Source organism: Klebsiella sp. 10982, assembly GCF_048589245.1.
GTDB lineage: Bacteria > Pseudomonadota > Gammaproteobacteria > Enterobacterales > Enterobacteriaceae > Klebsiella > Klebsiella quasivariicola.
The window spans coordinates 43,417-69,987 of record NZ_JBMAXV010000017.1; the positions used below are offsets into that span (position 1 = coordinate 43,417).

A 26,571-nucleotide genomic window follows, 5' to 3' on the forward strand; every position below is an offset into this window, starting at 1 on the left:
CGCGTCGTCTGACCAGACCCCTTAATACGAAAGTATTAAGGGGTTTTTTTATCCCTGTAAAAAACTTAACCGCTCTTTAACCCCATAATAACTATCTGGTTATTAATTCGGCCTTCGGTCCGACCCGACAGGCATATCGCTTGCCTTGCCTTCAACGTTTCGCCTATTATATCGCCCGTCATAATAATAATTCTCGTTTACGTTATCATTCACTTTCATCAGAGATATACCCATGGCGCGTCCAAAAACTGCTCAGCCAAATCACTCGCTGCGTAAAGTCGCAGTTGTAGTAGCCACGGCGGTTAGCGGCATGTCTGTCTACGCACAGGCAGCAGAACAACCGAAGCAAGAAGAAACTATCACCGTCGTCGCGGCCCCGACCGCCCAGGAAAGCGCCTGGGGACCGGCGCCGACCATTGCGGCAAAACGCTCTGCCACGGCGACCAAAACCGATACCCCGATCGAAAAAACGCCGCAGTCTGTCTCGGTGGTAACGCGCCAGGAGATGGAGATGCGCCAGCCGACGACGGTAAAAGAGGCGCTCTCCTATACGCCAAGCGTCTTCTCCACCCGCGGCAGTTCAACTACCTATGATGTGGTCACCATCCGCGGCTTCACCACTTCGTCGACCGTCAATACCAACCAGTATCTGGATGGCATGAAGCTGCAGGGTAACAACTACTCTGAAGTCTCCATGGACCCGTATTTCCTGGAACGCGTGGAAGTGATGCGCGGGCCAACCTCGGTGCTGTACGGCAACAGCAACCCGGGCGGTATCGTCAGTATGGTCAGCAAGCGCCCGACTACCGAGCCGCTGAAAGAAGTGCAGTTCAAGATGGGCACCGACAATCTGTGGCAGACTGGGTTTGACTTCAGCGACGCCATTGACGATGCCGGCGTCTGGTCCTATCGCCTGACCGGCCTGGGACGCAGCCAGGATGCGCAGCAGCAAATGGCGAAATCGACCCGCTACGCGGTGGCGCCATCTTTTAGCTGGCGCCCCGATGATAAAACCGATTTCACCTTCCTGAGCAACTTCCAGAATGACCCGTACGCGGGCTACTACGGCTGGTTGCCGCGCGAAGGCACCGTGGTGCCGTATTACGATGCCAACGGTAAAGCGCACAAGCTGCCGACCGATTTCAACGAAGGCGAGTCCGATAACAAAATGGCGCGTCGCCAGCAGATGGTGGGCTATAGCTTCTCCCATCAGTTCGATGACACCTTTACCGTGCGTCAGAACCTGCGCTATGCCGATGTGCATACGCTGTATCGTTCGGTATACGGCAACGGCTATGTCGCGCCGGGCTACATGAATCGCGCCTACGTACGTTCTGATGAGCACCTGAACACCTTTACCGTTGATACGCAACTGCAGTCTGATTTCGCCACCGGCGCGGTCAGCCATACGCTGCTGACCGGGGTGGACTACTCGCGGATGCGTAACGACGTTGACGCAGACTACGGTACGGCCGATGCCATTAGCATGACCAATCCGCAGTACGGCAACCCGAATATTCAGGTCACTTTCCCGTACGCGGTCCTTAACCGTATGGAGCAGACGGGCCTGTACGCGCAGGATCAGATGGAGTGGGATAAGTGGGTCATGACCCTGGGCGGCCGTTACGATTACGCCACCACCTCAACATTAACTCGCTCCAGTAACAGCCTGGCGGAGAATCACGACCAGCAGTTCAGCTGGCGCGGCGGGATCAACTATCTCTTTGATAACGGCATCTCCCCGTACTTTAGCTACAGCGAATCGTTTGAACCGGTATCGGGTTCCAATAGCACCGGCAAACCGTTCGATCCGTCGCGCGGTAAGCAGTATGAAGCCGGCGTGAAATACGTGCCGAAAGATATGCCGGTGGTGGTGACCGCGGCGGTCTATCAGTTGACCAAAGATAAGAACCTGACGGCAGATCCTAACGATCCTACCGGACTGTTCAGCGTACAAACCGGCGAAATCCGCTCCCGCGGCTTTGAGCTGGAGGCGAAAGCGGCGGTTAATGCCAATATCAACCTGACCGCGGCTTACAGCTATACCGATGCCGAATACACTCACGACACCGTCTTCGAAGGCAAGCGTCCGGCGGAAGTGCCGCGTAACATGGCCTCCCTGTGGGGGGATTATACCTTCCACGAAACCGCGCTCAGCGGTCTGACGGTAGGTGCCGGGGCGCGTTATATCGGTTCAACGGTCAGTTACTACAAAAATGACACCAGCACCGGTAAGAAAAACGATTCCTTCAATGTGGCCGGTTATGCGCTGATGGATGCGACAGTGAAATACGATCTGGCGCGCTTCGGCCTGCCGGGGTCTTCGGTCGGCGTCAACGTCAACAACCTGTTTGACCGCGACTATGTCTCCAGCTGCTATAGCGAATACGCCTGCTACTGGGGCGCCGGACGCCAGGTCGTCGCTACCGCAACCTTCCGTTTCTAACCACCTACGGGCGCGGTTCGCCGCGCCCTCTACCAGGTTACCGCTATGCAGGAACAGACTCCGCACGCTGAAACCACCTTCGCACTGGATCGTGTCACTTTCCGTGTGCCTGGCCGCACATTGCTTCATCCGCTCTCGCTCACCTTCCCGGCTGGAAAAGTCACCGGCCTGATCGGCCATAATGGCTCCGGCAAATCCACATTACTGAAAATGCTCGGCCGCCATCAGCCGCCTTCCGCAGGCGAGGTGCTGCTGGATGGCCAGCCGCTGGAGAGCTGGAGCAGTAAAGCTTTTGCCCGTAAAGTAGCCTATCTGCCGCAGCAGCTGCCGCCGGCGGAAGGCATGACGGTGCGTGAGCTGGTGGCGATAGGCCGCTACCCGTGGCACGGCGCGCTGGGGCGCTTCGGCGCGGCAGACCGCGAAAAAGTGGAAGAGGCGATTGCGCTGGTGGGGCTGAAGCCGCTCGCCCATCGGCTGGTGGACAGTCTTTCCGGCGGTGAACGCCAGCGGGCGTGGATTGCCATGCTGGTAGCCCAGGACAGCCGCTGTCTGCTGCTCGATGAACCGACCTCGGCGCTGGATATCGCCCATCAGGTCGATGTCCTCGCGCTGGTGCATCGTCTCAGCCAGCAGCGTGGCCTGACGGTGATCGCGGTGCTGCATGACATTAATATGGCGGCGCGCTACTGCGACCATCTGGTGGCCCTGCGCGGCGGAGAAATGATCGCCCAGGGGACGCCAGCGGAACTGATGCGCAGCGACACCCTGGAGCAGATCTACGGCATCCCGATGGGGATCCTGCCGCACCCGGCCGGCGCGGCGCCGGTAAGCTTTGTCTATTAATGATGAACCCGACTTTGATAACCCGACGCCGCCTGTTGACCGCGATGGCGCTGTCGCCGCTGCTGTGGCAGATGCGCGGCGCGCAGGCGGCCGACGTCGATCCGCAGCGCGTCGTCGCGCTGGAGTGGCTGCCCGCGGAGCTGCTGCTGGCGCTCGGCGTGACGCCCTACGGCGTGGCCGATATTCCCAACTATCGCTTGTGGGTGAACGAACCCGCGCTGCCCGACTCGGTGATCGATGTTGGTCTGCGCACCGAACCCAACCTTGAACTGCTGACGCAGATGAAACCGTCGTTTATCGTCTGGTCGGCAGGCTATGGCCCATCGCCGGAAAAGCTGGCGCGTATTGCGCCCGGCCGCGGCTTCACCTTCAGCGACGGCAAACGGCCGCTGGCGATGGCCCAGCGTTCGCTGCTGGAGATGGCTGACCTGCTGGGTAAGCAACAGCAGGCGAAGCGCCACCTGGCGGCGTTCGACGCGCTAATGGAGAGCCTGCGCCCGCGTTTTGCCGGGCGCGGCGATCGCTCTCTGCTGATGATCTCCCTGCTCGATCCGCGCCACGTGCTGGTGTTTGGCGAAAACTGCCTGTTCCAGGAAGTGCTTGACCGCTTTGGCATTAAAAACGCCTGGCGCGGCGAAGCGGCATTCTGGGGCAGCGTCAGCGTCGGCATCGACCGGCTGGCGCAATTTAACGAGGCCGATGTCATCTGTTTCGATCATGGTAACGAGCGGGATATGGCTCAGCTGCTGGCGACGCCGCTATGGCAGGCGATGCCCTTCGTGCGCGCGGGCCGCTTCCAGCGCGTTCCGGCGGTCTGGTTCTACGGCGCGACGCTGTCGGCGATGCATTTTGCCCGTGTGCTGGCCGCTGCTCAGGGGAGGGCGGTATGAACGCACGTTTCTCGCCGTTAGCTATGATCCTGCTGGCCGTACTGCTGGTTGCCGCTTTCACGCTGAGCATCGTCAACCTTCACGTTGCTTTACCTTACGCACAGTGGCGGCAGGCGCTGTGGCAGCCGGATATCGATGATATCGCCCAGATGCTGTTTCATTACAGCCTGCTGCCGCGGGTGGCTGTCGCGCTGCTGGTCGGCGCCGGGCTGGGACTCGTCGGCGTGCTGTTCCAGCAGGTGCTGCGTAATCCGCTGGCGGAGCCGACCACCCTTGGCGTCGCCACCGGCGCGCAGCTGGGGATAACCGTCACCACCCTGTGGGCCATCCCCGGCGTGCTGGCGTCGCAGTTCGCCGCGCTGGCCGGGGCCTGTCTGGTGGGCGCGCTGGTATTTGGCGTCTCGTGGGGCAAGCGCTTGTCGCCGGTAACGCTGATCCTGGCCGGCCTGGTGGTCAGCCTTTACTGTGGGGCGCTTAACCAGCTGATGGTGATTTTCCATCACGACCAACTGCAGAGCATGTTCCTGTGGAGCACCGGGACGCTGACGCAAACCGACTGGAGCGTGGTGCAGCGCCTGTGGCCGCAGCTGCTTGGCGGGGCAATACTCATCTTGCTGCTGCTGCGTCCGCTGACCCTGATGGGGCTCGATGACGGGGTGGCGTGTAACCTCGGGCTGGCGCTTTCTCTGGCGCGCCTTGGCGCCCTGACGCTGGCGATCGTCATCAGCGCGCTGCTGGTGAACGCGGTCGGCATTATCGGCTTTATCGGCCTGTTCGCGCCGCTGCTGGCGAAAATGCTTGGCGCCCGTCGGCTGCTGGCGCGGCTGCTGCTGGCGGCGCTGATCGGCGCGCTGCTCCTGTGGCTTTCGGATCAGATTATCCTCTGGCTGAGCCGGGTGTGGCGGGAAGTCTCCACCGGCTCGGTCACCGCGTTGATTGGCGCGCCGCTCCTGCTGTGGCTGCTGCCGCGGCTGCGCAGCATCAGCGCCCCGGTGATGAACGGCGGCGATAAAGTGTTGCCGGAGCGTTATCACGTGCAATGGTTTGCTCTCGGTGGCGTCGTGTTGTTGCTGCTGGCGGTGAGCGTAGCGCTGGCTTTTGGCCGCGATGCTCACGGCTGGCTGTGGGCTCATGGCGATCTGCTGGAGCAACTGCTGCCCTGGCGCTGGCCGCGGGTGCTGTCGGCGCTGTTCGCCGGGGTTATGCTGGCGGTCGCTGGCTGTATTATCCAGCGCCTGACCGGCAACCCGATGGCCAGCCCGGAAGTGCTGGGCATTAGCTCCGGCGCCGCCTTTGGCGTGGTGCTGATGCTGTTCTTCGTGCCTGGCGACGCCTTTGGCTGGCTGCTGCCAGCCGGCAGCCTTGGCGCGGCGGCCACGTTGCTGATTATTCTGCTGGCCGCCGGGCGCGGCGGTTTCTCGCCGCACCGGATGTTGCTGGCGGGGATGGCGCTCAGTACCGCTTTCACCATGCTGTTGATGATGCTGCAGGCCAGCGGCGATCCGCGTATGGCGCAGATCCTGACGTGGATCGCGGGGTCGACCTATAGCGCGACGCCGGAGAGGGTCGTGCGCAGCGGCGCAGTAATGCTGGTGCTACTGGCGCTGGCGCCGCTCTGCCGCCGCTGGTTAACCATTCTGCCGCTGGGTGGGGAGGCGGCGCGAGCGGTAGGGATGGCGCTGACGTCATCGCGGATCATTCTGCTGCTGCTGGCGGCCTGTCTGACGGCGGCGGCGACGCTGACCATCGGCCCGCTGAGCTTTGTCGGCCTGATGGCGCCGCATATCGCGCGCATGATGGGCTTCCGGCGAACGCTGCCGCATATGGTGATCTCCGGCCTGACCGGCGGTGTGCTGCTGGTCTTTGCCGACTGGTGCGGACGGATGATGATGTTCCCGTACCAGATCCCGGCGGGGCTGCTGTCGACCTTTATCGGCGCGCCGTACTTTATTTATTTGCTGAGAAAGCAGAGTCGCTAACGATCCTGGATGGCTTCAACATCCCCGATGGCGCTGGCGCTTACCGGGGCTACAGCGTTGTGCGATTTGGTAGCCCGGACAAGGCGCAGCGCGCCGCCTCCGGGAAAATCCCCGGTGGCGCTAACGCTTACCGGGGCTACAGCGCTGTGCGATTTGGTAGCCCGGACAAGGTGCAGCGCGCCGCCTCCGGGAAAATCCTGGTGGCGCCAGCGCTTACCGGGACTACTGCGTTGTGCGATTTGGTAGCCCGGATAAGGCGCAGCGCGCCGCCTCCGGGAAAATCCCTGGTGGCGCCAGCGCTTACCGGGACTACTGCGTTGTGCGATTTGGTAGCCCGGATAAGGCGCAGCGCGCCGCCTCCGGGAAAATCCCTGCGCCACCAGGCATTCAGGCACCTTACAGTTTGGCAAATACCCGACGCGCGGCGTCGATGGTGTTGTCGATATCTTGTTCACTGTGGGCCACGGACATAAAGCCGGCCTCAAACGCTGACGGCGCCAGGTACACGCCTTCCTCCAGCATCAGGTGGAAGAAACGCTTGAAGCGTTCGACATCGCATTTCACCACGTCCTGATAGCAGGTGACGGTTTCGGCATCGGTAAAGAAGATGCCGAACATGCCGCCGACGTTATTAACCACCAGCGGGATCCCGGCGTCACGCGCCGCGTCCAGCAGGCCTTGCGCCAGCTGATTAGTCAGTTCGGTCAGGGTTTCATGAACCCCCGGCTGCGCCACTTCGTTCAGGCAGGCGAAGCCCGCCGCCATGGCGATCGGGTTGCCGGAGAGGGTGCCCGCCTGGTAGACCGGGCCAGTGGGCGCCAGGGCGTCCATGACCTCACGGCGGCCGCCGAAGGCGCCTACCGGCATCCCACCGCCGATGATTTTCCCGAGACAGGTCAGATCCGGCTCCACGCCGTAATAAGCCTGGGCGCCCGCCAGCGCCACGCGGAAGCCGGTCATCACTTCGTCGATGATCAGCAGGGCGCCGAACTCATCGCACAGCGCGCGCAGGCCCGGCAGGAACTCCGGCTGCGGCGGAATGCAGTTCATATTTCCGGCCACCGGTTCGACGATGATGCAGGCGATATCTTGCGGATATTGCTCGAACGCCGCCCGCACTGAGGCGAGGTCGTTATAGGTGCAGGTCAGGGTATGTTTGGCGAAATCGGCCGGTACGCCCGGTGAGTTCGGCTGGCCGAGGGTCAGCGCGCCGGACCCGGCTTTCACCAGCAGGCAGTCGGCATGGCCGTGGTAGCAACCTTCGAACTTAATGATTTTGTCGCGGCCGGTGAAGCCGCGCGCCAGACGAATGGCGCTCATGGTCGCTTCGGTACCGGAGTTTACCATCCGCACCATATCCATGGTCGGCACCAGCTCGGTCACCAGGGCCGCCATTTTCACTTCCATTTCAGTCGGCGCGCCAAAGCTCAGGCCGCGGGAGGCCGCTTCGATCACCGCATTGCGGATCGCCGGGTGGTTGTGGCCCAGCACCATCGGACCCCAGGAGCCGACATAATCGATATAGGCTTTACCGTCGACGTCATAGAGGTAGGCGCCATCCGCGCGTTCGATAAACAGCGGTGTGCCGCCGACGCCGGTGAAGGCGCGGACCGGCGAGTTTACGCCGCCGGGGATCAGTTCGCGCGCAGCGTGGTACAGATTTTCAGATTTGCTCATGGCCAGGGTCCTGGTTCGTGAAAAATGTTTTATCGGCTATTCTAAGTTATTCCAGGATGGTTATGAAAGTTTTGCCCAATTGAAACAATGTGCCGCAAGGGCATTTTTTTGACGACGCAGTGCGCCGGGACGGCTAAAATGCCTCTCTCCTCATTTGTATTACCAATAATTGATAATGGCATGAAAGCAGAAACTCCCTCTTTTGAAGCACATCAGTTCGTGCGGGTGCGTCGCGGCGATGCGGTGCGCCGTTTGATTCAGCGCGATAAAACGCCGCTGGCAGTCCTGTTTATGGCGGCGGTGGTCGGCACACTGGCGGGGCTGGTGGGCGTCGCTTTTGAAAAGAGCGTGAACTGGGTGCAGAACCAGCGGATTGGTGCGCTGGCGCAGGTCGCGGATCACTGGTATCTGGTCTGGCCGCTGGCGTTTATCTTGTCGGCGCTGCTGGCGATGGTTGGCTATTTCCTCGTGCGCCGCTTCGCGCCAGAGGCTGGCGGGTCGGGTATCCCGGAGATCGAAGGGGCGCTGGAGGAGCTGCGTCCGGTGCGCTGGTGGCGCGTGCTGCCGGTGAAGTTCATCGGCGGCATGGGGACGCTCGGCGCCGGGATGGTGCTGGGTCGCGAAGGGCCAATGGTGCAGCTTGGCGGCAACATTGGGCGCATGGTGCTGGACGTTTTCCGCATGCGCAGCCCGGAGGCGCGGCACACGCTGCTGGCGACCGGTGCGGCGTCGGGGCTTTCGGCGGCCTTTAACGCGCCGCTGGCCGGGATTCTGTTTATCATCGAAGAGATGCGCCCGCAGTTCCGCTACAACCTGATCTCTATTAAAGCGGTGTTTACCGGCGTGATCATGTCGAGCATTGTGTTTCGTATTTTCAACGGCGAAGCGGCGATCATTGAGGTGGGCAAGCTGAGCAACGCCCCGGTGAATACCCTGTGGCTGTATCTGGTGCTGGGCATGCTGTTTGGCTGCTTTGGTCCACTGTTTAATTTTCTGGTGCTGCGCACCCAGGACCTGTTTCAGCGCATCCACGGTGGCAACATCAAAAAATGGGTGTTGATGGGCGGATTAATCGGCGGGCTTTGCGGTCTGCTGGGGCTGATGCAGCCCTCCGCGGTGGGCGGCGGCTTTAACCTGATCCCTATCGCCGCTGCCGGTAACTTCTCCGTCGGCCTGCTGCTGTTTATCTTTATTGCCCGCGTGGTGACCACGCTAATCTGCTTCTCTTCCGGTGCGCCGGGCGGCATTTTCGCGCCGATGCTGGCGCTCGGCACGCTGCTGGGCACGGCGTTCGGCATGGCGGCGATTCCGCTGTTCCCCGCCTATCATCTGGATGCCGGCACTTTCGCCATTGCCGGGATGGGGGCGCTGCTCGCCGCCTCGGTGCGCGCGCCGCTGACCGGGATCGTGCTTGTGCTGGAGATGACCGATAACTATCAGCTCATTTTGCCAATGATTATTACCTGCCTTGGCGCAACACTACTGGCGCAATTCCTCGGCGGTAAGCCTTTGTATTCGACCATTCTGCAACGGACTCTGGCGAAGCAGGAGGCCGAGCAGGCGGCAAAAGCGCAGCAAGCACCCCGGGAGAATACTTGAACGATTTACCAGGGTATTAGATAATGGCTCAAAAGGTCCGGTTATTCTTTAACCGGCCGGAAGTATCAATGGGAGCAAAAAATGAGTGATGACGTAGCGTTGCCGCTGGAGTTTACCGAAGCCGCAGCCAACAAAGTAAAACACCTGATTGCGGATGAAGATAATCCGAACCTGAAACTACGCGTGTACATCACCGGCGGTGGTTGCAGCGGTTTCCAGTATGGCTTCACCTTTGACGATCAGGTGAACGAAGGGGATATGACCATCGAGAAACAGGGCGTCGGCCTGGTGGTTGACCCGATGAGCCTGCAGTATCTGGTCGGCGGCTCTGTCGACTATACCGAAGGGCTGGAAGGTTCGCGCTTTATCGTGACCAACCCGAACGCGAAAAGCACCTGCGGCTGCGGCTCCTCGTTCAGCGTTTAAAGCGAACTCTTCCCCAGCGGGAGGGAGCAAACCCTAAAAACGGTAACCTTAAGGTTACCGTTTTGCTTTTATGAGCGTCCGTTATCGTCCAGCGCAAACGTCGGCAGCTTCAGATGCCAGCGGATAGCCGCCAGACGGATCGCCAGGGTGACCACCATCCCCATCATTGCCGAATTCTCCAGCGGCAGGTGAAAGGTGTCGTGCGCCGTAGCGTGGACAATACCGCCGACAATACAGGCGGTAGCGTAGATCTCGGTACGCAGGATCATGGGTATTTCGCGCGCCAGTACGTCGCGAATAATGCCGCCGCCCACGCCGGTTACCACGCCCATGCACACGGCCACCAGCGGGCCGCTGCCGGCGAGAAAGGCTTTATTCACGCCGATACCGACAAACACCGCCAGACCGACAGCGTCAAGAACTGGCAGTATCCATTTTGGCAACCGGCGCGGCTGGCGGACCAGCAGGATGGTCAGCATGCTGGTGACCATCGCCACCACCAGATCGGTGGGATCTTTGACCCAGAACACCGGGCCATTCGCCAGCGCCATGTCGCGAATGGTCCCGCCGCCCACCGCCGTCACCACACCTAATACCAGCACGCCGAACGGGTCCATGCGTAATTTTCCGGCCAGCAGAACGCCGGAGATCGCGAAAACGGCCGTACCAATTATATCCAGCCAATAGACAAGCATCGTTGATTCCCACTGAGCATCCGGGTTACCGGAGGTTATTTTACCTGGTCGAGCGCCGTACAAAGTTGTTTGGCGGCGAGGATAATACGTGGGCCTGCGCGTTCAAACCAGTCACTGTGTAACGCAATCAACGAAATGGTGAGCTGATGTTGCCAAAAGCGCTGGGCATCGGCAGCGCGGCTGGCGTCGCCGGTCACCACAATCGCCTGCGGCTGGCGAGCCAGTACCTGCTCGCGACTCACCTGCGGCCAGGGAACACGGCTGGTGGCGAAGATATTTTCGCCGCCGCACAGTCTCAGCACCTGATCCTGAATCGAGCCGGGGCCGCTGGTGAACAGCGGCGTAGAGCCGAACTGCAGGAAGACGCGTTTCTTCGGCGCGTTGGCATAGCGCGCTTTCAGCGCATCGTATTCCTGCTGCATTGTCTGCGCCGCCTGTTGCGCTTTTTCCGGCTGCGGGCTCCACTGCGCCAGCTGACGCAGGGTGGCAATAATCTCTTCGATCGTTGAGGTCTGCACCCACAGGACGTGAATACCCAGCGACTGCAGCTGGTTAACCTGGCGTTCGGCATTGCCCCCGCGCCAGGCCAGCACCACGTCTGGCTTGAGCGCCACGATGCGCTCCAGATTCATTCCCTGCCAGCTGGCAACCTGTTCGATGGTTTTGGCCTGCGGAGGATAATCGGAATAGCTGCTGACGCCGATCGGCGTGATCCCGGCAGCAAAGGCCAGTTCGGTATTGGCAGGGGAGAGGGTAATCACCCGCGGCGCGGCCAGCAGCCACGCCGGGGCGAGTAACAGCAGCGCGGCAAGCGCGAAGGATAACGACTTAGCCACGTGCCAGATTCTGTACCAGATTCTCCACCATCAGGGTGGACTGTCTGGCGGCGACCGCAAGGAACTCCTCAAAGCTGAGGTGGGACTGCTGGTCGGCCACGTCGGAGATGGCGCGAACCACCACGAAGGGAACCTTAAAGTTATGGCAGACGTGGGCGATGGCGGTCGCTTCCATTTCCACGGCGATCGCCTGCGGGAAATTATGGCGGATCTTCGCCAGACCAACGGAGCCGTTAATGAAGGCATCGCCGCTGACGATCAGGCCGCGAACGGCGTTGAGATCTAACGCGTTAATGCAGCTCTCTGCAGCGGCCACCAGTTTTTCGTCCGCTTTGAAGCCCGCCGGGCAGCCCGGCAACTGGCCGTACTCATAACCGAAGGCGGTGACGTCGGCGTCGTGGTAGCGCGCTTCGTCGGAGACGACGATATCGCCAACCTTCAGCGTCGGCGCGAGGCCGCCGGCAGAACCAGTATTAATGATCACGTCTGGCTGGCAACGCTCCAGCAGCAGGGTCGCGCCCATGGCCGCCGCCACTTTCCCGATACCAGACTTCAGCAGAGCGACGTCAACGCCGTGAAGTTGGCCGGTGTAGATTTCGCTCCCGCCAATGGTGATAGTCTGGCGGTTTTCGATTTTGTCGCGCAGAAGGGTAACTTCCTCTTCCATAGCGCCAATAATGCCAATTTTCATAGATTTACTCGCGATGTGTCAGGTTTAGTTGCATAGTCTATCATGCGCTTAAGGGGAAGCGTATTGCTCGCGCGGGAGAGGCTATGGCAAAGATTGATTTTCGCAACAAGATAAACTGGCGTCGACGCTTCCGTTCACCGCCACGGGTGGAGACGGAGCGTGACATCCTGCGGATCTTCGAAAGCGATCGGGGACGGATCGTCAACTCACCGGCAATTCGCCGCCTGCAGCAAAAAACCCAGGTCTTCCCGCTGGAACGAAACGCGGCGGTGCGCACCCGCCTGACCCACTCGCTGGAGGTGCAGCAGGTGGGCCGCTATATCGCCAAAGAGGTGCTGAGCCGGCTGAAAGAGCAGAAGCTGCTGGAAGAGTATGGTCTGGAAGAACTGACCGGGCCATTCGAGAGCGTGGTGGAGATGGCCTGCCTGATGCACGATATCGGCAATCCGCCGTTTGGCCATTTTGGCGAGGCGGCGATTAACGACTGGTTCCGCCAGCGGCTGGCCCCTGGCGATGCGCTTGGACAACCGCTGACCGACGATCGTTGCGAAGTGCAGGCATTACGGCTGCATGACGGAGAAACGGCGCTCAATACGCTGCGGCGCAAAGTGCGCCAGGACCTTTGCTGCTTTGAGGGGAACGCGCAGGGCATTCGCCTGGTGCATACGCTGATGAGGATGAATCTAACGTGGGCGCAGGTGGGCTGTATTCTGAAATATACTCGTCCGGCGTGGTGGTCCGAGGCGACGCCTGCCAGCCACAGTTATTTAATGAAGAAGCCGGGTTATTATTTGGCCGAAGAAGAGTATGTGGCGCGCCTGCGTAAAGAACTGGATCTGGCGCCTTACAATCGATTCCCATTAACCTGGATTATGGAAGCTGCGGATGACATCTCATATTGCGTCGCAGATCTTGAAGACGCGGTGGAAAAACGTATTTTTAGCGCAGAGCAGCTCTATCAGCATCTTTATGACGCCTGGGGTCGCCATGAAAAAGGATCGTTATTCTCACAGGTAGTAGAAAACGCCTGGGAGAAATCGCGAGCCAATTCCCTGAAGCAGAGCGCGGAAGATCAGTTTTTTATGTATTTGCGGGTGAATACGCTGAATAAGCTGGTGCCCTACGCGGCGCGCCGATTTATTGATAATCTGCCGGCCATTTTCACGGGAGACTTTAATCACGCGTTGCTCGAGGACGACAGCGATTGCAGCCAGCTGCTGGAACTCTATAAAAATGTGGCGATGAAACAGGTCTTTAGCCATCCGGATGTTGAACAGCTTGAATTGCAGGGCTACCGGGTGATTAGCGGACTGCTGGATATCTATCAGCCGCTGCTGAAATTATCGCTGGAGGATTTCAGCGAATTAGTGGCGCAGGAAAGGGTACGGCGTTTACCCATTGCCTCCCGGCTGTATCAGAAACTTTCGACCCGCCACCGGCTGGCGTATGTTGAAGCGGTAAATAAGCTGGCGCGCACGGCGCCCGAATTTACGGTGCTGGAATACTATTATCGCTGCCGTCTGATTCAGGATTATATTAGCGGGATGACGGATTTGTATGCGTGGGATGAATATCGGCGGCTGATGGCGGTGGAATAGGTCTGAGTTTTGTAAAGATGGACAATAAATTTTTACTTTTTCCAGAGACTTAATTCCGGAACTTAACGCTATAAAATGACTCTGATAGTCACGTACACAGCAACTTTCGTTATCTGATATTGAGATTGAAACTGATGAAAAAAACCACGTTAGCAATGAGTGCACTGGCTCTGAGTTTAGGTCTGGCATTGTCCCCGCTCTCTGCGAGCGCGGCAGAAACGGCATCTTCGGCCACTAATGCACAGCAGATGCCAAGCCTGGCCCCAATGCTGGAGAAGGTAATGCCGTCGGTAGTAAGCATTAACGTCGAAGGCAGCACCACCGTGAATACGCCACGGATGCCGCGTAACTTCCAGCAGTTCTTTGGCGATAACTCGCCGTTCTGCCAGGATGGTTCTCCTTTCCAGAGTTCGCCGTTTTGCCAGGGCGGTGGACAGGGCGGTCAGCCTGACGGCGGCCAGCAGCAGAAATTCATGGCCCTGGGCTCTGGCGTCATTATTGATGCCGCCAAAGGGTATGTGGTCACCAACAACCACGTTGTGGACAATGCCACCACCATCAAGGTTCAGCTGAGCGATGGCCGTAAGTTTGATGCCAAGGTCGTGGGCAAAGATCCGCGCTCTGATATCGCACTGATTCAGATTCAGGATCCGAAAAACCTGACGGCGATTAAGCTTGCCGACTCCGATGCGCTGCGCGTCGGTGATTATACTGTGGCTATCGGCAACCCGTTCGGTCTGGGCGAAACCGTGACCTCCGGGATTGTCTCCGCGCTGGGCCGTAGCGGCCTGAACGTGGAAAACTACGAAAACTTTATTCAGACCGATGCGGCCATTAACCGCGGGAACTCCGGCGGCGCGCTGGTGAACCTCAACGGCGAGCTGATCGGTATCAATACCGCTATCCTGGCGCCGGACGGCGGCAACATCGGTATCGGTTTTGCTATCCCAAGCAACATGGTGAAAAACCTGACCGAGCAGATGGTGAAATATGGCCAGGTGAAGCGCGGTGAGCTCGGCATTATGGGCACCGAACTGAACTCTGAGCTGGCGAAAGCGATGAAAGTCGACGCCCAGCGCGGCGCCTTCGTCAGCCAGGTGATGCCAGGTTCGGCAGCGGCGAAAGCGGGTATTAAAGCCGGCGATGTGATCACCTCCCTCAACGGGAAAGCGATCAGCAGCTTCGCCGCGCTGCGTGCCCAGGTTGGCACCATGCCTATCGGCAGTAAAGTTGAGCTTGGCCTGCTGCGCGACGGCAAACCGGTGACCGTTACCGTCGAACTGCAGCAGAGCAACCAGACCCAGGTTGATTCCAGCACCATCTTCAATGGGATTGAAGGGGCGGAAATGAGCAACAAGGGCCAGGACAAGGGCGTGGTGGTCAATAATGTGAAAGCCGGTACCCCGGCGGCACAGATTGGTCTTAAGAAAGGCGACGTCATCGTCGGTGCGAACCAGCAAGCGGTGAAAAACATCGCTGACCTGCGGAAAATCTTCGATGCCAAACCGTCTGTGCTGGCGCTGAACATTCAGCGCGGCGACGCCTCTATCTACCTGCTGATGCAGTAACCGTCAGCGCCATCCGCAAGCCCCTGTCCTCGCCGAGGGCAGGGGCTTTTTTTCGTTCTGTGACTCCTTCCACAACTCCACATATCTCTCCCCGGCTTAGTGCATATGCACAATGCGCTACAACGATGACTCTTTTATGCTGGTGCCCTGCTAAGGGGAGGATTACATGGCTGGCTGGCATCTTGATACCAAAATGGCGCAGGATATTGTGGCGCGGACGATGCGCATCATCGATACCAACATCAACGTGATGGATGCCCGCGGGCGGATTATCGGCAGCGGCGATCGGGAAAGGATTGGTGAATTGCACGAAGGCGCGCTGCTGGTGCTTTCCCAGGGGCGGGTGGTGGATATCGACGATGCGGTTGCTCGCCATCTGCACGGGGTACGCCAGGGGATCAACCTGCCGCTGCGTCTCGAAGGTGAAATCGTCGGGGTGATCGGCCTGACCGGCGAGCCGGAATCGCTGCGAAAATATGGCGAGCTGGTGTGCATGACCGCTGAGATGATGCTGGAGCAGTCGCGGCTAATGCATCTTCTGGCCCAGGACAGCCGCCTGCGCGAAGAGCTGGTGATGAACCTGATTCAGGCGGAAGAGCATACCCCGGCGCTGAACGAATGGGCCCAGCGTTTGGGCATCGATCTCAATCAGCCGCGGGTGGTGGCGATGATTGAGGTGGACAGCGGCCAGCTCGGCGTGGACAGTGCGATGGCTGAACTGCAGCAGCTGCAGAACGCGCTGACCACCCCCGATCGCAATAATCTGGTCGCCATTGTCTCGCTCACGGAAATGGTGGTGCTGAAACCGGCGCTGAACAGCTTTGGCCGCTGGGACGCTGACGATCACGTCCGGCGCGTCGAGCAGCTTATCGCCAGGATGAAAGAGAATGGCCAGCTGCGCTTTCGCGTGGCGCTGGGTAACTTCTTCACCGGCCCAGGAAGTATCGCCCGCTCTTACCGTACCGCACGCACGACGATGATGGTTGGCAAGCAGAGGATGCCGGAGAGCCGTAGTTATTTCTATCAGGATCTGATGCTGCCGGTGTTGCTCGACAGCCTGCGCGGCGGCTGGCAGGCCAATGAACTGGCCCGTCCGCTGGCGCGTCTGAAGGCAATGGATAACAACGGTTTGCTGCGGCGGACGCTGCAGGCGTGGTTTCGCCATAACGTGCAGCCGCTGGCGACGTCAAAGGCACTGTTTATTCATCGGAATACGCTGGAATACCGGCTGAACCGTATCTCGGAGCTGACCGGCCTCGATCTCGGGAGCTTTGACGACAGGCTGCTGCTGTATATCGCGCTGCAGCTGGATGAACAACGCTAAGGCGTTTAGGCAAAAAAATGCCGGGTAGCGTTACCCGGCCTGGACGATGCGTGTTGTCTGTAGCGGAGGAAAACGGCCAGCCCGGGGATGCGCTTACTTTCGGGTGAGCTTTTCCAGATCGGCTTCGATTTCGCTGATCTTATTGGTGACCACGCTTTCCAGATGGCGTAAATCGTCGAGGATTTTACGCTTGAGATCGATTTCAGTGCGATCGCGCTGGCAGATTTGATCCAGCTCATCAATGACGTAGCGCAGATTAGGGCTGATCTCCTGGACCTCTTTATAGCCCTGGCCGACGCCGTCGGCAACCACGGTTTTGCGCTGACGCGGATATTTAAACTTGACGCTCTTGGCGAAGAATTCGCCTTTGTCTTTCTGAAAATAGATTTTCAGAATGTCGTTGTTAGCTTCCTGCCGCAGGCTATAGCGATCGATCTCATCAGGGTTGGTAATGCCAAGACTTTTCAGATTATCGTACATAACGGTACCTTTGATAGCATCATAACCATTGAATAATTAACGAAAAAATCCATTTTCGCCAGCATCAAATATAAAAAAAGCGGGATATCTCCCGCTTTTTATTTTGCTTTAGTCGATGGTGCGCAGCAGTTCGTTAATACCGACCTTGCCGCGGGTTTTGGCATCGACTTTCTTCACGATCACCGCGCAGTACAGGCTGTATTTACCATCTTTCGACGGCAGGTTGCCTGATACCACTACCGAGCCAGCCGGCACGCGGCCGTAGAAGATTTCGCCGGTTTCGCGATCGTAGATTTTGGTGCTCTGACCGAGGTAAACGCCCATGGAGATAACGGAGCCTTCTTCGACAATCACCCCTTCAACCACTTCAGAGCGCGCGCCGATGAAGCAGTTATCTTCGATGATAGTCGGGTTCGCCTGCAGCGGCTCCAGTACGCCACCGATGCCGACGCCGCCGGACAGGTGCACGTTTTTACCGATCTGCGCGCAGGAACCGACGGTGGCCCAGGTGTCAACCATGGTGCCTTCATCAACGTAGGCGCCGATGTTAACGTAGGACGGCATCAGCACAGTGTTGCGGGCGATGAATGCGCCCTGGCGCACCGCTGCCGGCGGCACCACGCGGAAACCTTCTTTCTGGAAACGCGCTTCGTCATAGTCCGCGAATTTCATCGGCACTTTATCGAAGTAGCGGCTTTCCGCACCATCGATAACCTGGTTATCGTTAATACGGAAAGAGAGCAGTACCGCCTTTTTCAGCCACTGATGCGTCACCCACTGGCCGTCGATCTTCTCAGCGACGCGCAGCGCGCCGGAATCCAGAAGGGCAATAACCTGGTTAACCGCTTCGCGGGTCACGGTATCCACATTGGCCGGCGTGATGTCGGCGCGACGCTCGAAGGCGGACTCAATAACGTTCTGTAACTGCTGCATTGTTTCTTTCCATTCACTAAAAAAAATACGTCACCCTTTATCGTTTGGATTGAGGGCCGCTGTCAACCGTTGTTGCACTTCTTGTTGCAGCTCATTATTAAGGGCACGCCGGTCGGCGGTGGCGATTATAAATAAATCTTCTACTCGCTCACCAATTGTCGTAATTCGCGCCCCGTGAAGCGATATGCCGAGGTCGGCGAACACCTGGCCGACGCGGGCGAGCAGCCCAGGCTGATCGAGCGCAATTAGCTCCAGAAACGATTTTCGATCGGTATGGGTCGGCAGGAAATTCACCTCGGTGTCCACGGAAAAATGGCGTAGCTTTGCCGCCTGACGACGCGGGGCCGGAGGCTGCCAGCTGCGCTGAGTGATGGTCTGCTCCAGACCCTGGCGGATCGCCTCGTGGCGGTCGGCGGAAAGCGGACTGCCGTCGGGTTCGAGGACGATAAAGGTATCCATCGCCATACCGTCGCGGGTGGTGAAGATCTGCGCGTCGTGGACGCTGAGGTTGCGACGATCCAGTTCGCCACACACCGCGGCGAACAGATAAGGGCGATCCGGGCTCCAGATAAAAATCTCCGTACCGCCGCGGGTGGCCTGCGAACTCAGCAGGATCATCGGCTTATTCAGATCGTGACGCAGCAGGTTGCGGGCGTGCCAGGCGAGCTGCGTCGGCGTATGTCGCACGAAATAGTTGGCGCGGCAGCGGTTCCAGATCTGATGCAGCGCCTCTTCATTAATATTGTCCATCCGCAGCAGCGCCAGCGCCTGCAGCTGATGATGACGCACCCGTTCGCGCATGTCCGGGGTACTTTGCATGCCCCGACGCAGCTGTTTCTCGGTGGCGAAATAGAGTTCGCGCAGCAGGCTCTGCTTCCAGCTGTTCCACAGGGTTTTGTTGGTGGCGCAGATATCGGCGACGGTCAGACACACCAGATAGCGCAGGCGATTTTCCGTTTGCACCTCCTCGGCGAACTGCTTAATCACCTCCGGATCCTGAATGTCGCGCCGCTGGGCGGTGACCGACATCAGCAGATGGTGACGCACCAGCCAGGCGACCAGCTGCGTCTCGCGGGAGTTCAGCCCGTGCAGCTCGGCAAACTTCAGCACATCCTGCGCGCCGAGGATCGAGTGGTCGCCGCCGCGCCCTTTGGCGATGTCATGGAACAGGGCGGCGATTAAAATCAACTCCGGGTGCGTTAAGCGCGGCCACAGCTCCACGCACAGCGGGTGGCGGCTGCGGGTCTCTTCTTTGGCAAAGCTCTCCAGCTTGAGCATCACCCGGATAGTGTGCTCATCGACGGTATAGGCGTGAAACAGGTCGAACTGCATCTGGCCGACAATATGCGACCACTGCGGCATATAGGCCCACAGCACGCTGTGGCGGTGCATCGGCAATAGCCCACGGCTTACCGCCCCCTGGTGGCGCAGCATGCTGAGAAAGAGCGTGCGTGCCTCCGGGATATAGCACAGCGGTTGGGTCAGATGGCGGCGGGCATGGCGCAGATGGCGCAACGTCGTGGAGTAGATGCCGGTGATAGTGCTGTTGCGCACCATCATATAAAACATGCGCAGAATGGCCTGCGGTTCGCGAATAAACAGCGTGTCGTCACGCAGATCGATAAGGGTGCCGCGCAGCTGGAAGTCATCGTCTATCGGACGCGGCTTTTCATCCTCGGTCAGGGCGAGAATGGCCTCTTCAAACAGCTGAAGCAGCATCTGGTTCAGCTCACTCACCCGGCGGGTGACACGGAAGAAGTCCTTCATCATATGCTCAATCGGCTGGTTGCCGTCGCCTTCATAGCCGAGCCGGCGGGCCACACTGAGCTGGCGGTCGAAAAGCAGACGGTTGTCATAGCGCGTGAGCTCAAGATGCAGCGCGAAGCGGATACGCCACAGCTGGTGCAGACACTCATTGAGTTCATTGCGCTCGGCTTCGGTCAGAAAGCCGAAACCGACCATCTCATCCATCGAGGTGGCGCCAAAATGACGGCGGGCCACCCACTGTAGCGTATGGATGTCGCGCAGGCCGCCGGGGCTGCTTTTCACGTCCGGCTCCAGGTTATAGCTGGTGCCATGATAGCGCTGATGACGGACGTTCTGCTCTTCGACCTTGGCGGCGAAGAACTTTTCCGATGGCCAAAAGCCGTCGCTAAAAATATGTTTTTGCAGTTCAAGGAACAGCGCGACGTCGCCGATCAGCAGGCGCGATTCGATTAAGTTGGTGGCAACGGTCAGATCCGAGAGACCTTCCAGCAGGCACTCTTCGAGGGTGCGTACGCTGTGGCCCACCTCCAGCTTGACGTCCCACAGCAGGGTGAGCAGTTCGCCGACTTTTTGCGCCTGGTCGTCCGGCAGTTTTTTACGACTGAGGATCAGCAGATCGACGTCTGAGAGCGGGTGCAGTTCGCCACGGCCATAGCCGCCGACGGCGACCAGCGCCAGGTCGCTGACGGATTCAAAACCGCAGGCGATCCACAACCGCTGCAGCAGCTGGTCGATAAATTCGGTGCGCGCCGCAATGAGCTGCTCCGCGGCGATGCCGGAGTCAAACGCCTCGCCCAGCCAGTGCTGGAAGGTATCGATGTGCGCCTTAATTGCAGCACAGTTCAGATCGCCCTGCGGCCAGCTCACCGGATGTTCCGGCGGGACGGGCAGAAGAGGGGAGGCTGTGTCAGGTAATGAGTTGCTCATCGCGTCACCATAAGAAAAAACTATCTAATAAAAAAGCCGGCGGGCGCCGGCTTTTCATCATTCATCGTGCGAGATTATCGCCGGGATGGTGTCATCCTTGCGTAGCGTCAGAATTTCGCAGCCGTTGTCTGTCACCACAATAGTATGCTCGTACTGCGCAGACAAGCTCCGGTCTTTAGTTTTCACCGTCCAGCCGTCTTTCATGCTGCGGATCTCTTTTTTACCGGCGTTGACCATCGGCTCGATGGTGAAGGTCATGCCTGGTTTGAGCACAACATTGGTCTCCGGCGAGTCGTAGTGCAGCACCTGCGGCTCCTCATGGAAGCCGCGGCCGATACCGTGACCACAGTATTCGCGCACCACGGAGAAACCTTCCGCTTCCACGTATTTCTGAATGGCCGCGCCGATAGTGCGCAGGTTGATGCCGGGCTTCACCATTCTCAGCGCCAGATACAGGCTTTCCTGAGTGATGCGGCACAGGCGCTCGCCGAGAATCGTCGGTTTGCCGACGATAAACATTTTGGAGGTATCGCCATGGAAATCATCTTTAATGACCGTCACGTCGATATTGACGATATCGCCATCTTTCAGCAGCTTGCCGTCGTCAGGAATGCCGTGGCAGACCACTTCGTTGACCGAAATGCAGACGGACTTCGGATAACCATGGTAGCCGAGGCAGGCGGAGATGGCCTTCTGCTCGTTAACGATGTAGTCGTTACAGATGCGGTCCAGCTCGCCGGTGCTCACGCCCGGTTTAACCCAGGGTTCAATCATTTCCAGCACTTCAGCGGCCAGGCGGCCGGCAACGCGCATTTTTTCAATGTCTTCAGGTGTCTTGATAGAGATAGCCATGGAATATGTCCAGCAGTGTCGATTTTTTCGACAATAATAGAGTAAGTCTTGTCAATGGTAACAGTCCGGGCAGGCTGGTGCCAAATTGAGAATCATTAACAGCACGACACGTCAACAAGAGTTGGTGTCTGGCCGGGTTTTGTGGTATAAAGCGCGCCGGACTTCCGTTCCATCTCAGATACACAAGGATGGACGTAAGCGACATAGCTCACTTTGTGTAATAACACACACGTATCGGCACATATTCCGGGGTGCCCTTCGGGGTCGGTAATATGGGATACGTGGAGGCATAACCCCAATTTCATCTATAGAGGTTTTAAACATGGCAACTGTTTCCATGCGCGACATGCTCAAGGCTGGTGTTCACTTCGGTCACCAGACCCGTTACTGGAACCCGAAAATGAAGCCGTTCATCTTCGGTGCGCGTAACAAAGTTCACATCATCAACCTTGAGAAAACTGTACCGATGTTCAACGAAGCCCTGGCTGAACTGAACAAGATCGCTGCTCGTAAAGGTAAAATCCTTTTCGTTGGTACTAAGCGCGCTGCAAGCGAAGCGGTAAAAGACGCTGCTAACAGCTGCGACCAGTTCTTCGTGAACCATCGCTGGCTGGGCGGTATGCTGACTAACTGGAAAACCGTTCGTCAGTCCATCAAACGTCTGAAAGACCTGGAAACTCAGTCCCAGGACGGTACTTTCGACAAGCTGACCAAAAAAGAAGCGCTGATGCGTACTCGTGAGCTGGACAAGCTGGAAAACAGCCTGGGCGGTATCAAAGACATGGGCGGCCTGCCGGACGCACTGTTCGTTATCGACGCTGACCACGAGCACATCGCTATCAAAGAAGCAAACAACCTGGGTATCCCGGTATTTGCTATCGTTGATACCAACTCTGATCCGGACGGCGTTGACTTCGTTATCCCGGGTAACGACGATGCAATCCGCGCAGTAAGCCTGTACCTGGGCGCTGTGGCTGCTACCGTTCGTGAAGGTCGCTCTCAGGACCTGGCTTCTCAGGCGGAAGAAAGCTTCGTAGAAGCTGAATAATAAGGTTTAAGCCCTTATTAGTACCGTGTATGAATAGGGGCCCATTATCGGCCCCTTTTTTCAATTTACGCTGTTTGGCCTCTGGCCGGGCAGTATCCACATCTCCCGAGGATTTTAGAATGGCTGAAATTACCGCTTCCCTGGTAAAAGAGCTGCGCGAACGTACTGGCGCAGGCATGATGGATTGCAAAAAAGCGCTGACTGAAGCGAATGGCGACATCGAGCTGGCAATCGAAAACATGCGTAAATCCGGCGCGATCAAAGCGGCGAAGAAAGCAGGCAACGTGGCTGCTGACGGCGTGATCAAAACCAAAATCGAAGGCAACTACGGTTACATTCTGGAAGTTAACTGCCAGACTGACTTCGTTGCTAAAGATGGTGGTTTCCAGGCATTTGCTGACAAAGTACTGGACGCAGCTGTTGCGGGTAAAATCTCCGACGTTGAAGTTCTGAAAGCACAGTTCGAAGAAGAACGTGTTGCCCTGGTTGCTAAAATCGGTGAGAACATCAACATCCGTCGTATCGCAGTTCTGGAAGGCGACGTTCTGGGCAGCTACCAGCACGGTGCGCGCATCGGCGTTCTGGTTGCCGCTAAAGGCGCTGACGAAGAGCTGGTTAAGCAGCTGGCAATGCACGTTGCAGCAAGCAAGCCGGAATTCGTTAAACCGGAAGACGTGTCTGCTGACGTGGTAGAAAAAGAGTACCAGGTTCAGCTGGACATCGCGATGCAGTCCGGTAAGCCGAAAGAAATCGCAGAGAAAATGGTTGAAGGCCGCATGAAGAAATTCACCGGCGAAGTTTCTCTGACTGGTCAGCCTTTCGTTATGGAGCCGAGCAAATCTGTTGGTCAACTGCTGAAAGAGCACAACGCTGACGTGACTGGCTTCATCCGCTTTGAAGTGGGCGAAGGCATCGAGAAAGTTGAGACTGACTTTGCAGCAGAAGTTGCTGCGATGTCCAAGCAGTCTTAATTTTTAAAAAAGGAGCCGCCTGAGGGCGGCTTCTTTTTGCGCCCATTTTGTAAATTCAGCCAACTGCTTATAGTGACCGCGCTGAAATGCGACATACAATGTCGCCGGAATTCTCACATCTCATTCGTTGACAGTCTCAGGAAAGAAACATGGCTACCAATGCAAAACCCGTCTACAAACGTATTCTGCTGAAATTAAGTGGCGAAGCGCTGCAGGGCTCAGAAGGCTTCGGTATTGATGCAAGCATACTTGACCGCATGGCTCAGGAGATCAAAGAGCTGGTTGAGCTGGGTATTCAGGTTGGCGTAGTAATTGGTGGCGGTAACCTGTTCCGTGGTGCTGGTCTGGCGAAAGCGGGTATGAACCGCGTTGTGGGCGACCACATGGGCATGCTGGCAACGGTCATGAATGGCCTCGCGATGCGTGATGCGCTCCACCGCGCCTATGTGAACGCTCGTCTGATGTCCGCCATCCCGCTGAACGGCGTGTGCGACAACTACAGCTGGGCAGAGGCGATCAGCCTGCTGCGTAACAACCGCGTGGTGATCCTCTCCGCGGGTACCGGCAACCCGTTCTTTACCACCGACTCCGCAGCTTGCCTGCGCGGTATTGAAATTGAAGCCGATGTAGTGCTGAAAGCGACCAAGGTTGACGGCGTATTTACCGCTGACCCGGCAAAAGATCCTTCTGCCACCATGTACGATCAGCTGACCTACAGCGAAGTCCTGGATAAAGAGCTGAAAGTGATGGATCTGGCCGCCTTTACTCTGGCGCGTGACCACAAATTGCCGATTCGCGTCTTCAACATGAACAAACCTGGCGCGCTGCGTCGCGTGGTGATGGGCGAAAAAGAAGGCACATTGATCACGGAATAATTCCCGTCAGCGCCAAATCCGGGTAATATTCCGCTTTACTTTCGCGGGGATATTGCCCGGTGATTTTCATTAAATCTGACTATACTTAGCTCATTTTCCGACGGGCAACCGTCTGGTCTGACTGAGACAAGCTTTCAAGGATTCGTAACGTGATTAGCGATATCAGAAAAGATGCTGAAATCCGCATGGAAAAATGCGTCGAAGCATTCAAAAACCAAATCAGCAAAATTCGCACGGGTCGTGCTTCTCCGAGCCTGCTGGACGGGATTGTTGTTGAGTACTACGGTACGCCGACTCCGCTGCGCCAGCTGGCCAGCGTCACCGTAGAAGACTCCCGTACTCTGAAAATCAACGTCTTCGACCGTTCTATGTCCGCGGCCGTTGAAAAAGCGATCATGGCATCTGACCTCGGTCTGAACCCAAGTTCTGCCGGCAGCGACATTCGTGTTCCGCTGCCGCCGCTGACCGAAGAGCGCCGTAAAGATCTGACCAAGATCGTGCGTGGTGAAGCTGAGCAGGCGCGTGTTGCCGTGCGTAACGTTCGCCGCGACGCTAACGACAAAGTCAAAGCGCTGCTGAAAGAAAAAGAGATCAGCGAAGATGACGATCGCCGTTCTCAGGACGACGTGCAGAAAATGACTGACGCCGCCATCAAGAAAGTTGACGCGGCGCTGGCAGATAAAGAAGCGGAACTGATGCAGTTCTGATGCTCTGCCGTTGCTCGGGCCGGGTACTGGCTGGTCTGAGTAAAATCTGAAACGCCGTACAGGAGACTGTACGCTCAATTCTCGGGATTGCGTTGAGAGGGCTGGCCTTGTAGCCTTTAGCGCTAGTTGAAGGCCTAATGCCGTCGTCTTAATCCCCGAGAGTGGTAGCGTAGGGGCTCGCTGACGGCGTTTTGCTTTTTATTCTGTTTCCACTCTTCTGGACGTTTCATGAAGCAATTAACCGTTCTCGGTTCGACCGGTTCCATTGGCTGTAGCACGCTGGACGTGGTGCGCCATAACCCTGGTCGCTTTTCCATCGCCGCGCTGGTCGCGGGGAAAAACGTTGACCGCATGGTTGAACAATGCCTGGAATTTACCCCCCGTTATGCCGTGATGGATGATGCGCAAAGCGCGGAGCGGTTGCGCATCCGTCTGCAGGCGCATAACAGTCGAACCGAGGTGCTGAGCGGCCAGCAGGCGGCGGCTGATGTCGCGGCGCTGGATGACGTCGATCAGGTCATGGCCGCCATCGTCGGCGCGGCGGGGCTGGTACCGACGCTGGCGGCGATCCGTGCCGGGAAAACAGTGCTGTTAGCGAATAAAGAATCGCTGGTGACCTGCGGCCGCCTGTTTATGGATGCAGTTCAGCAATATGGCGCTCGCCTGTTGCCGGTTGATAGCGAACATAACGCGATTTTTCAGAGTATGCCGGAGACAATTCAACAGCAACTGGGATACGCTGATCTCGCACAGCATGGCGTCTCGTCAATTCTGCTAACCGGCTCCGGCGGGCCTTTCCGCGAGACCGCCGTGGCTGAACTGGCGGCGATGACCCCGGATCAGGCCTGCCGCCATCCAAACTGGTCGATGGGACGTAAGATCTCCGTCGATTCAGCCACGATGATGAATAAAGGCCTGGAGTACATTGAAGCGCGCTGGCTGTTCAATGCCTCTGCGCAGCAGATGGAAGTGCTGATCCACCCGCAGTCGGTGATCCACTCGATGGTTCGCTATCAGGACGGCAGCGTGCTGGCGCAGCTTGGGGAGCCGGATATGCGCACGCCTATCGCGCATACCATGGGCTGGCCGCTGCGCCTGAATTCCGGCGTTAAGCCGCTGGACTTCTGCCAGTTGAGCAATCTGAGCTTCTCCGCGCCAGACTATACGCGCTACCCCTGCCTGAAGCTGGCGATGGAGGCGTTTGAGGTCGGCCAGGCGGCGACCACGTCGCTAAATGCGGCCAATGAAGAGTCGGTTGCGGCGTTTCTGCAGGGGGATATCCGTTTTACCGATATTGCGGCGGTTAACCAGGCGGTACTGGATAAGGTAAACCAGCAAGAGCCGCAAAGCATTGATGACGTTCTGATTATCGACGCTGATGCCCGCGCGGTTGCTCACCAGCAGCTGAAGCGGCGGAGCGCACAGGCGTAACGCGGTGA

At 58.1% G+C, this 26,571-nt stretch carries 22 protein-coding genes; 14 read left to right on the forward strand and 8 right to left on the reverse strand.

Annotated elements, in window-relative coordinates; all coding sequences use genetic code 11:
- The first annotated feature begins 232 nt into the window (after positions 1 to 232).
- The 4 genes from fhuA to fhuB are packed head-to-tail and all read left to right on the forward strand — an operon-like array spanning position 233 to position 6,158.
- Positions 233 to 2,446 carry a ferrichrome porin FhuA gene (gene fhuA / locus ACKLKD_RS14520; protein WP_080897879.1) on the forward strand — a complete coding sequence of 738 codons (2,214 nt, stop codon included), beginning with the start codon at positions 233 to 235 and terminating at the stop codon, positions 2,444 to 2,446.
- Positions 2,447 to 2,491: 45 nt separating this feature from the next.
- On the forward strand, positions 2,492 to 3,289 hold the full coding sequence (fhuC, locus tag ACKLKD_RS14525) for a Fe3+-hydroxamate ABC transporter ATP-binding protein FhuC (protein WP_087805046.1): 798 nt from the start codon (positions 2,492 to 2,494) through the stop codon (positions 3,287 to 3,289).
- Entirely contained in the window at positions 3,289 to 4,179 is an 891-nt protein-coding gene (fhuD, locus tag ACKLKD_RS14530; RefSeq protein WP_080897881.1) for a Fe(3+)-hydroxamate ABC transporter substrate-binding protein FhuD, read from the forward strand. The genes fhuC and fhuD overlap by 1 nt, the downstream gene beginning before the upstream one ends.
- Positions 4,176 to 6,158, forward strand: a complete 1,983-nt coding sequence (gene fhuB, locus ACKLKD_RS14535) for a Fe(3+)-hydroxamate ABC transporter permease FhuB (RefSeq protein WP_087805044.1) — start codon at positions 4,176 to 4,178, stop codon at positions 6,156 to 6,158. The genes fhuD and fhuB overlap by 4 nt, the downstream gene beginning before the upstream one ends.
- 396 nt (positions 6,159 to 6,554) lie before the next feature.
- Here fhuB and hemL read toward each other — a convergent pair whose 3' ends face one another.
- On the reverse strand, positions 6,555 to 7,835 hold the full coding sequence (hemL, locus tag ACKLKD_RS14540) for a glutamate-1-semialdehyde 2,1-aminomutase (protein ID WP_025712332.1): 1,281 nt from the start codon (positions 7,833 to 7,835) through the stop codon (positions 6,555 to 6,557).
- A 180-nt stretch (positions 7,836 to 8,015) separates the two neighbouring features.
- On the opposite strand from hemL, the gene clcA reads away from it, so the two are divergent.
- Together clcA and erpA are read left to right on the forward strand one after the other, a co-directional pair.
- Positions 8,016 to 9,434 carry a H(+)/Cl(-) exchange transporter ClcA gene (gene clcA / locus ACKLKD_RS14545; RefSeq protein WP_080897883.1) on the forward strand — a complete coding sequence of 473 codons (1,419 nt, stop codon included), beginning with the start codon at positions 8,016 to 8,018 and terminating at the stop codon, positions 9,432 to 9,434.
- A gap of 81 nt (positions 9,435 to 9,515) precedes the next feature.
- Entirely contained in the window at positions 9,516 to 9,860 is a 345-nt protein-coding gene (erpA, locus tag ACKLKD_RS14550) for an iron-sulfur cluster insertion protein ErpA (protein ID WP_002889275.1), read from the forward strand.
- A gap of 68 nt (positions 9,861 to 9,928) precedes the next feature.
- Here erpA and ACKLKD_RS14555 read toward each other — a convergent pair whose 3' ends face one another.
- The 3 genes from ACKLKD_RS14555 to mtnN are packed head-to-tail and all read right to left on the reverse strand — an operon-like array spanning position 9,929 to position 12,082.
- On the reverse strand, positions 9,929 to 10,555 hold the full coding sequence (locus ACKLKD_RS14555; protein WP_023292038.1) for a TRIC cation channel family protein: 627 nt from the start codon (positions 10,553 to 10,555) through the stop codon (positions 9,929 to 9,931).
- A 35-nt stretch (positions 10,556 to 10,590) separates the two neighbouring features.
- Positions 10,591 to 11,391, reverse strand: a complete 801-nt coding sequence (btuF, locus tag ACKLKD_RS14560) for a vitamin B12 ABC transporter substrate-binding protein BtuF (RefSeq protein WP_080897884.1) — start codon at positions 11,389 to 11,391, stop codon at positions 10,591 to 10,593.
- Positions 11,384 to 12,082, reverse strand: coding sequence for a 5'-methylthioadenosine/S-adenosylhomocysteine nucleosidase (gene mtnN / locus ACKLKD_RS14565; RefSeq protein WP_004204440.1), 699 nt, complete (start codon positions 12,080 to 12,082; stop codon positions 11,384 to 11,386). Before mtnN ends, btuF begins: the two co-directional genes overlap by 8 nt.
- 83 nt (positions 12,083 to 12,165) lie before the next feature.
- Here mtnN and dgt point away from each other — a divergent pair, with 83 nt between their 5' ends.
- The 3 genes from dgt (at position 12,166) to cdaR (ending at position 16,572) form a co-directional block, all read left to right on the forward strand.
- On the forward strand, positions 12,166 to 13,680 hold the full coding sequence (gene dgt / locus ACKLKD_RS14570; RefSeq protein ID WP_025712336.1) for a dGTPase: 1,515 nt from the start codon (positions 12,166 to 12,168) through the stop codon (positions 13,678 to 13,680).
- A gap of 134 nt (positions 13,681 to 13,814) precedes the next feature.
- Entirely contained in the window at positions 13,815 to 15,248 is a 1,434-nt protein-coding gene (degP, locus tag ACKLKD_RS14575; RefSeq protein WP_080897885.1) for a serine endoprotease DegP, read from the forward strand.
- A gap of 166 nt (positions 15,249 to 15,414) precedes the next feature.
- On the forward strand, positions 15,415 to 16,572 hold the full coding sequence (gene cdaR, locus ACKLKD_RS14580; protein ID WP_002889289.1) for a DNA-binding transcriptional regulator CdaR: 1,158 nt from the start codon (positions 15,415 to 15,417) through the stop codon (positions 16,570 to 16,572).
- A gap of 93 nt (positions 16,573 to 16,665) precedes the next feature.
- Here cdaR and ACKLKD_RS14585 read toward each other — a convergent pair whose 3' ends face one another.
- The 4 genes from ACKLKD_RS14585 to map form a co-directional block, all read right to left on the reverse strand.
- Positions 16,666 to 17,052, reverse strand: a complete 387-nt coding sequence (locus ACKLKD_RS14585; protein ID WP_002889292.1) for a DUF3461 family protein — start codon at positions 17,050 to 17,052, stop codon at positions 16,666 to 16,668.
- 108 nt (positions 17,053 to 17,160) lie between these two features.
- Positions 17,161 to 17,985 carry a 2,3,4,5-tetrahydropyridine-2,6-dicarboxylate N-succinyltransferase gene (gene dapD / locus ACKLKD_RS14590; protein ID WP_080897886.1) on the reverse strand — a complete coding sequence of 275 codons (825 nt, stop codon included), beginning with the start codon at positions 17,983 to 17,985 and terminating at the stop codon, positions 17,161 to 17,163.
- A 30-nt stretch (positions 17,986 to 18,015) separates the two neighbouring features.
- Positions 18,016 to 20,679, reverse strand: coding sequence for a bifunctional uridylyltransferase/uridylyl-removing protein GlnD (gene glnD / locus ACKLKD_RS14595; RefSeq protein ID WP_087805041.1), 2,664 nt, complete (start codon positions 20,677 to 20,679; stop codon positions 18,016 to 18,018).
- A gap of 57 nt (positions 20,680 to 20,736) precedes the next feature.
- Entirely contained in the window at positions 20,737 to 21,531 is a 795-nt protein-coding gene (gene map / locus ACKLKD_RS14600; protein ID WP_025712340.1) for a type I methionyl aminopeptidase, read from the reverse strand.
- Between the two features lie 322 nt (positions 21,532 to 21,853).
- On the opposite strand from map, the gene rpsB reads away from it, so the two are divergent.
- The 5 genes from rpsB to ispC all read left to right on the forward strand — a co-directional run bounded on the left by rpsB (position 21,854) and on the right by ispC (position 26,563).
- Positions 21,854 to 22,579, forward strand: a complete 726-nt coding sequence (gene rpsB, locus ACKLKD_RS14605; RefSeq protein WP_025712341.1) for a 30S ribosomal protein S2 — start codon at positions 21,854 to 21,856, stop codon at positions 22,577 to 22,579.
- Between the two features lie 119 nt (positions 22,580 to 22,698).
- Positions 22,699 to 23,550 carry a translation elongation factor Ts gene (gene tsf / locus ACKLKD_RS14610; RefSeq protein ID WP_025712342.1) on the forward strand — a complete coding sequence of 284 codons (852 nt, stop codon included), beginning with the start codon at positions 22,699 to 22,701 and terminating at the stop codon, positions 23,548 to 23,550.
- A 149-nt stretch (positions 23,551 to 23,699) separates the two neighbouring features.
- Positions 23,700 to 24,425, forward strand: a complete 726-nt coding sequence (gene pyrH, locus ACKLKD_RS14615; protein WP_004098747.1) for a UMP kinase — start codon at positions 23,700 to 23,702, stop codon at positions 24,423 to 24,425.
- 149 nt (positions 24,426 to 24,574) lie between these two features.
- Complete coding sequence (frr, locus tag ACKLKD_RS14620; protein WP_002889308.1) at positions 24,575 to 25,132, forward strand: ribosome recycling factor; 558 nt, start codon at positions 24,575 to 24,577, stop codon at positions 25,130 to 25,132.
- Positions 25,133 to 25,360: 228 nt separating this feature from the next.
- Entirely contained in the window at positions 25,361 to 26,563 is a 1,203-nt protein-coding gene (gene ispC / locus ACKLKD_RS14625; protein ID WP_025712344.1) for a 1-deoxy-D-xylulose-5-phosphate reductoisomerase, read from the forward strand.
- Positions 26,564 to 26,571 lie beyond the last annotated feature (8 nt).

What these genes read in the sequence shown, in the direction of transcription:
- fhuA (WP_080897879.1), top strand. Translation starts at nt 233, where the DNA reads ATGGCGCGTCCAAAAACTGCTCAGCCAAATCACTCGCTGCGTAAAGTC.
- fhuC (WP_087805046.1), top strand. Translation starts at nt 2,492, where the DNA reads ATGCAGGAACAGACTCCGCACGCTGAAACCACCTTCGCACTGGATCGT.
- fhuD (WP_080897881.1), top strand. Translation starts at nt 3,289, where the DNA reads ATGATGAACCCGACTTTGATAACCCGACGCCGCCTGTTGACCGCGATG.
- fhuB (WP_087805044.1), top strand. Translation starts at nt 4,176, where the DNA reads ATGAACGCACGTTTCTCGCCGTTAGCTATGATCCTGCTGGCCGTACTG.
- hemL (WP_025712332.1), bottom strand. Translation starts at nt 7,835, where the DNA reads ATGAGCAAATCTGAAAATCTGTACCACGCTGCGCGCGAACTGATCCCC.
- clcA (WP_080897883.1), top strand. Translation starts at nt 8,016, where the DNA reads ATGAAAGCAGAAACTCCCTCTTTTGAAGCACATCAGTTCGTGCGGGTG.
- erpA (WP_002889275.1), top strand. Translation starts at nt 9,516, where the DNA reads ATGAGTGATGACGTAGCGTTGCCGCTGGAGTTTACCGAAGCCGCAGCC.
- ACKLKD_RS14555 (WP_023292038.1), bottom strand. Translation starts at nt 10,555, where the DNA reads ATGCTTGTCTATTGGCTGGATATAATTGGTACGGCCGTTTTCGCGATC.
- mtnN (WP_004204440.1), bottom strand. Translation starts at nt 12,082, where the DNA reads ATGAAAATTGGCATTATTGGCGCTATGGAAGAGGAAGTTACCCTTCTG.
- dgt (WP_025712336.1), top strand. Translation starts at nt 12,166, where the DNA reads ATGGCAAAGATTGATTTTCGCAACAAGATAAACTGGCGTCGACGCTTC.
- degP (WP_080897885.1), top strand. Translation starts at nt 13,815, where the DNA reads ATGAAAAAAACCACGTTAGCAATGAGTGCACTGGCTCTGAGTTTAGGT.
- cdaR (WP_002889289.1), top strand. Translation starts at nt 15,415, where the DNA reads ATGGCTGGCTGGCATCTTGATACCAAAATGGCGCAGGATATTGTGGCG.
- ACKLKD_RS14585 (WP_002889292.1), bottom strand. Translation starts at nt 17,052, where the DNA reads ATGTACGATAATCTGAAAAGTCTTGGCATTACCAACCCTGATGAGATC.
- dapD (WP_080897886.1), bottom strand. Translation starts at nt 17,985, where the DNA reads ATGCAGCAGTTACAGAACGTTATTGAGTCCGCCTTCGAGCGTCGCGCC.
- glnD (WP_087805041.1), bottom strand. Translation starts at nt 20,679, where the DNA reads ATGAGCAACTCATTACCTGACACAGCCTCCCCTCTTCTGCCCGTCCCG.
- map (WP_025712340.1), bottom strand. Translation starts at nt 21,531, where the DNA reads ATGGCTATCTCTATCAAGACACCTGAAGACATTGAAAAAATGCGCGTT.
- rpsB (WP_025712341.1), top strand. Translation starts at nt 21,854, where the DNA reads ATGGCAACTGTTTCCATGCGCGACATGCTCAAGGCTGGTGTTCACTTC.
- tsf (WP_025712342.1), top strand. Translation starts at nt 22,699, where the DNA reads ATGGCTGAAATTACCGCTTCCCTGGTAAAAGAGCTGCGCGAACGTACT.
- pyrH (WP_004098747.1), top strand. Translation starts at nt 23,700, where the DNA reads ATGGCTACCAATGCAAAACCCGTCTACAAACGTATTCTGCTGAAATTA.
- ispC (WP_025712344.1), top strand. Translation starts at nt 25,361, where the DNA reads ATGAAGCAATTAACCGTTCTCGGTTCGACCGGTTCCATTGGCTGTAGC.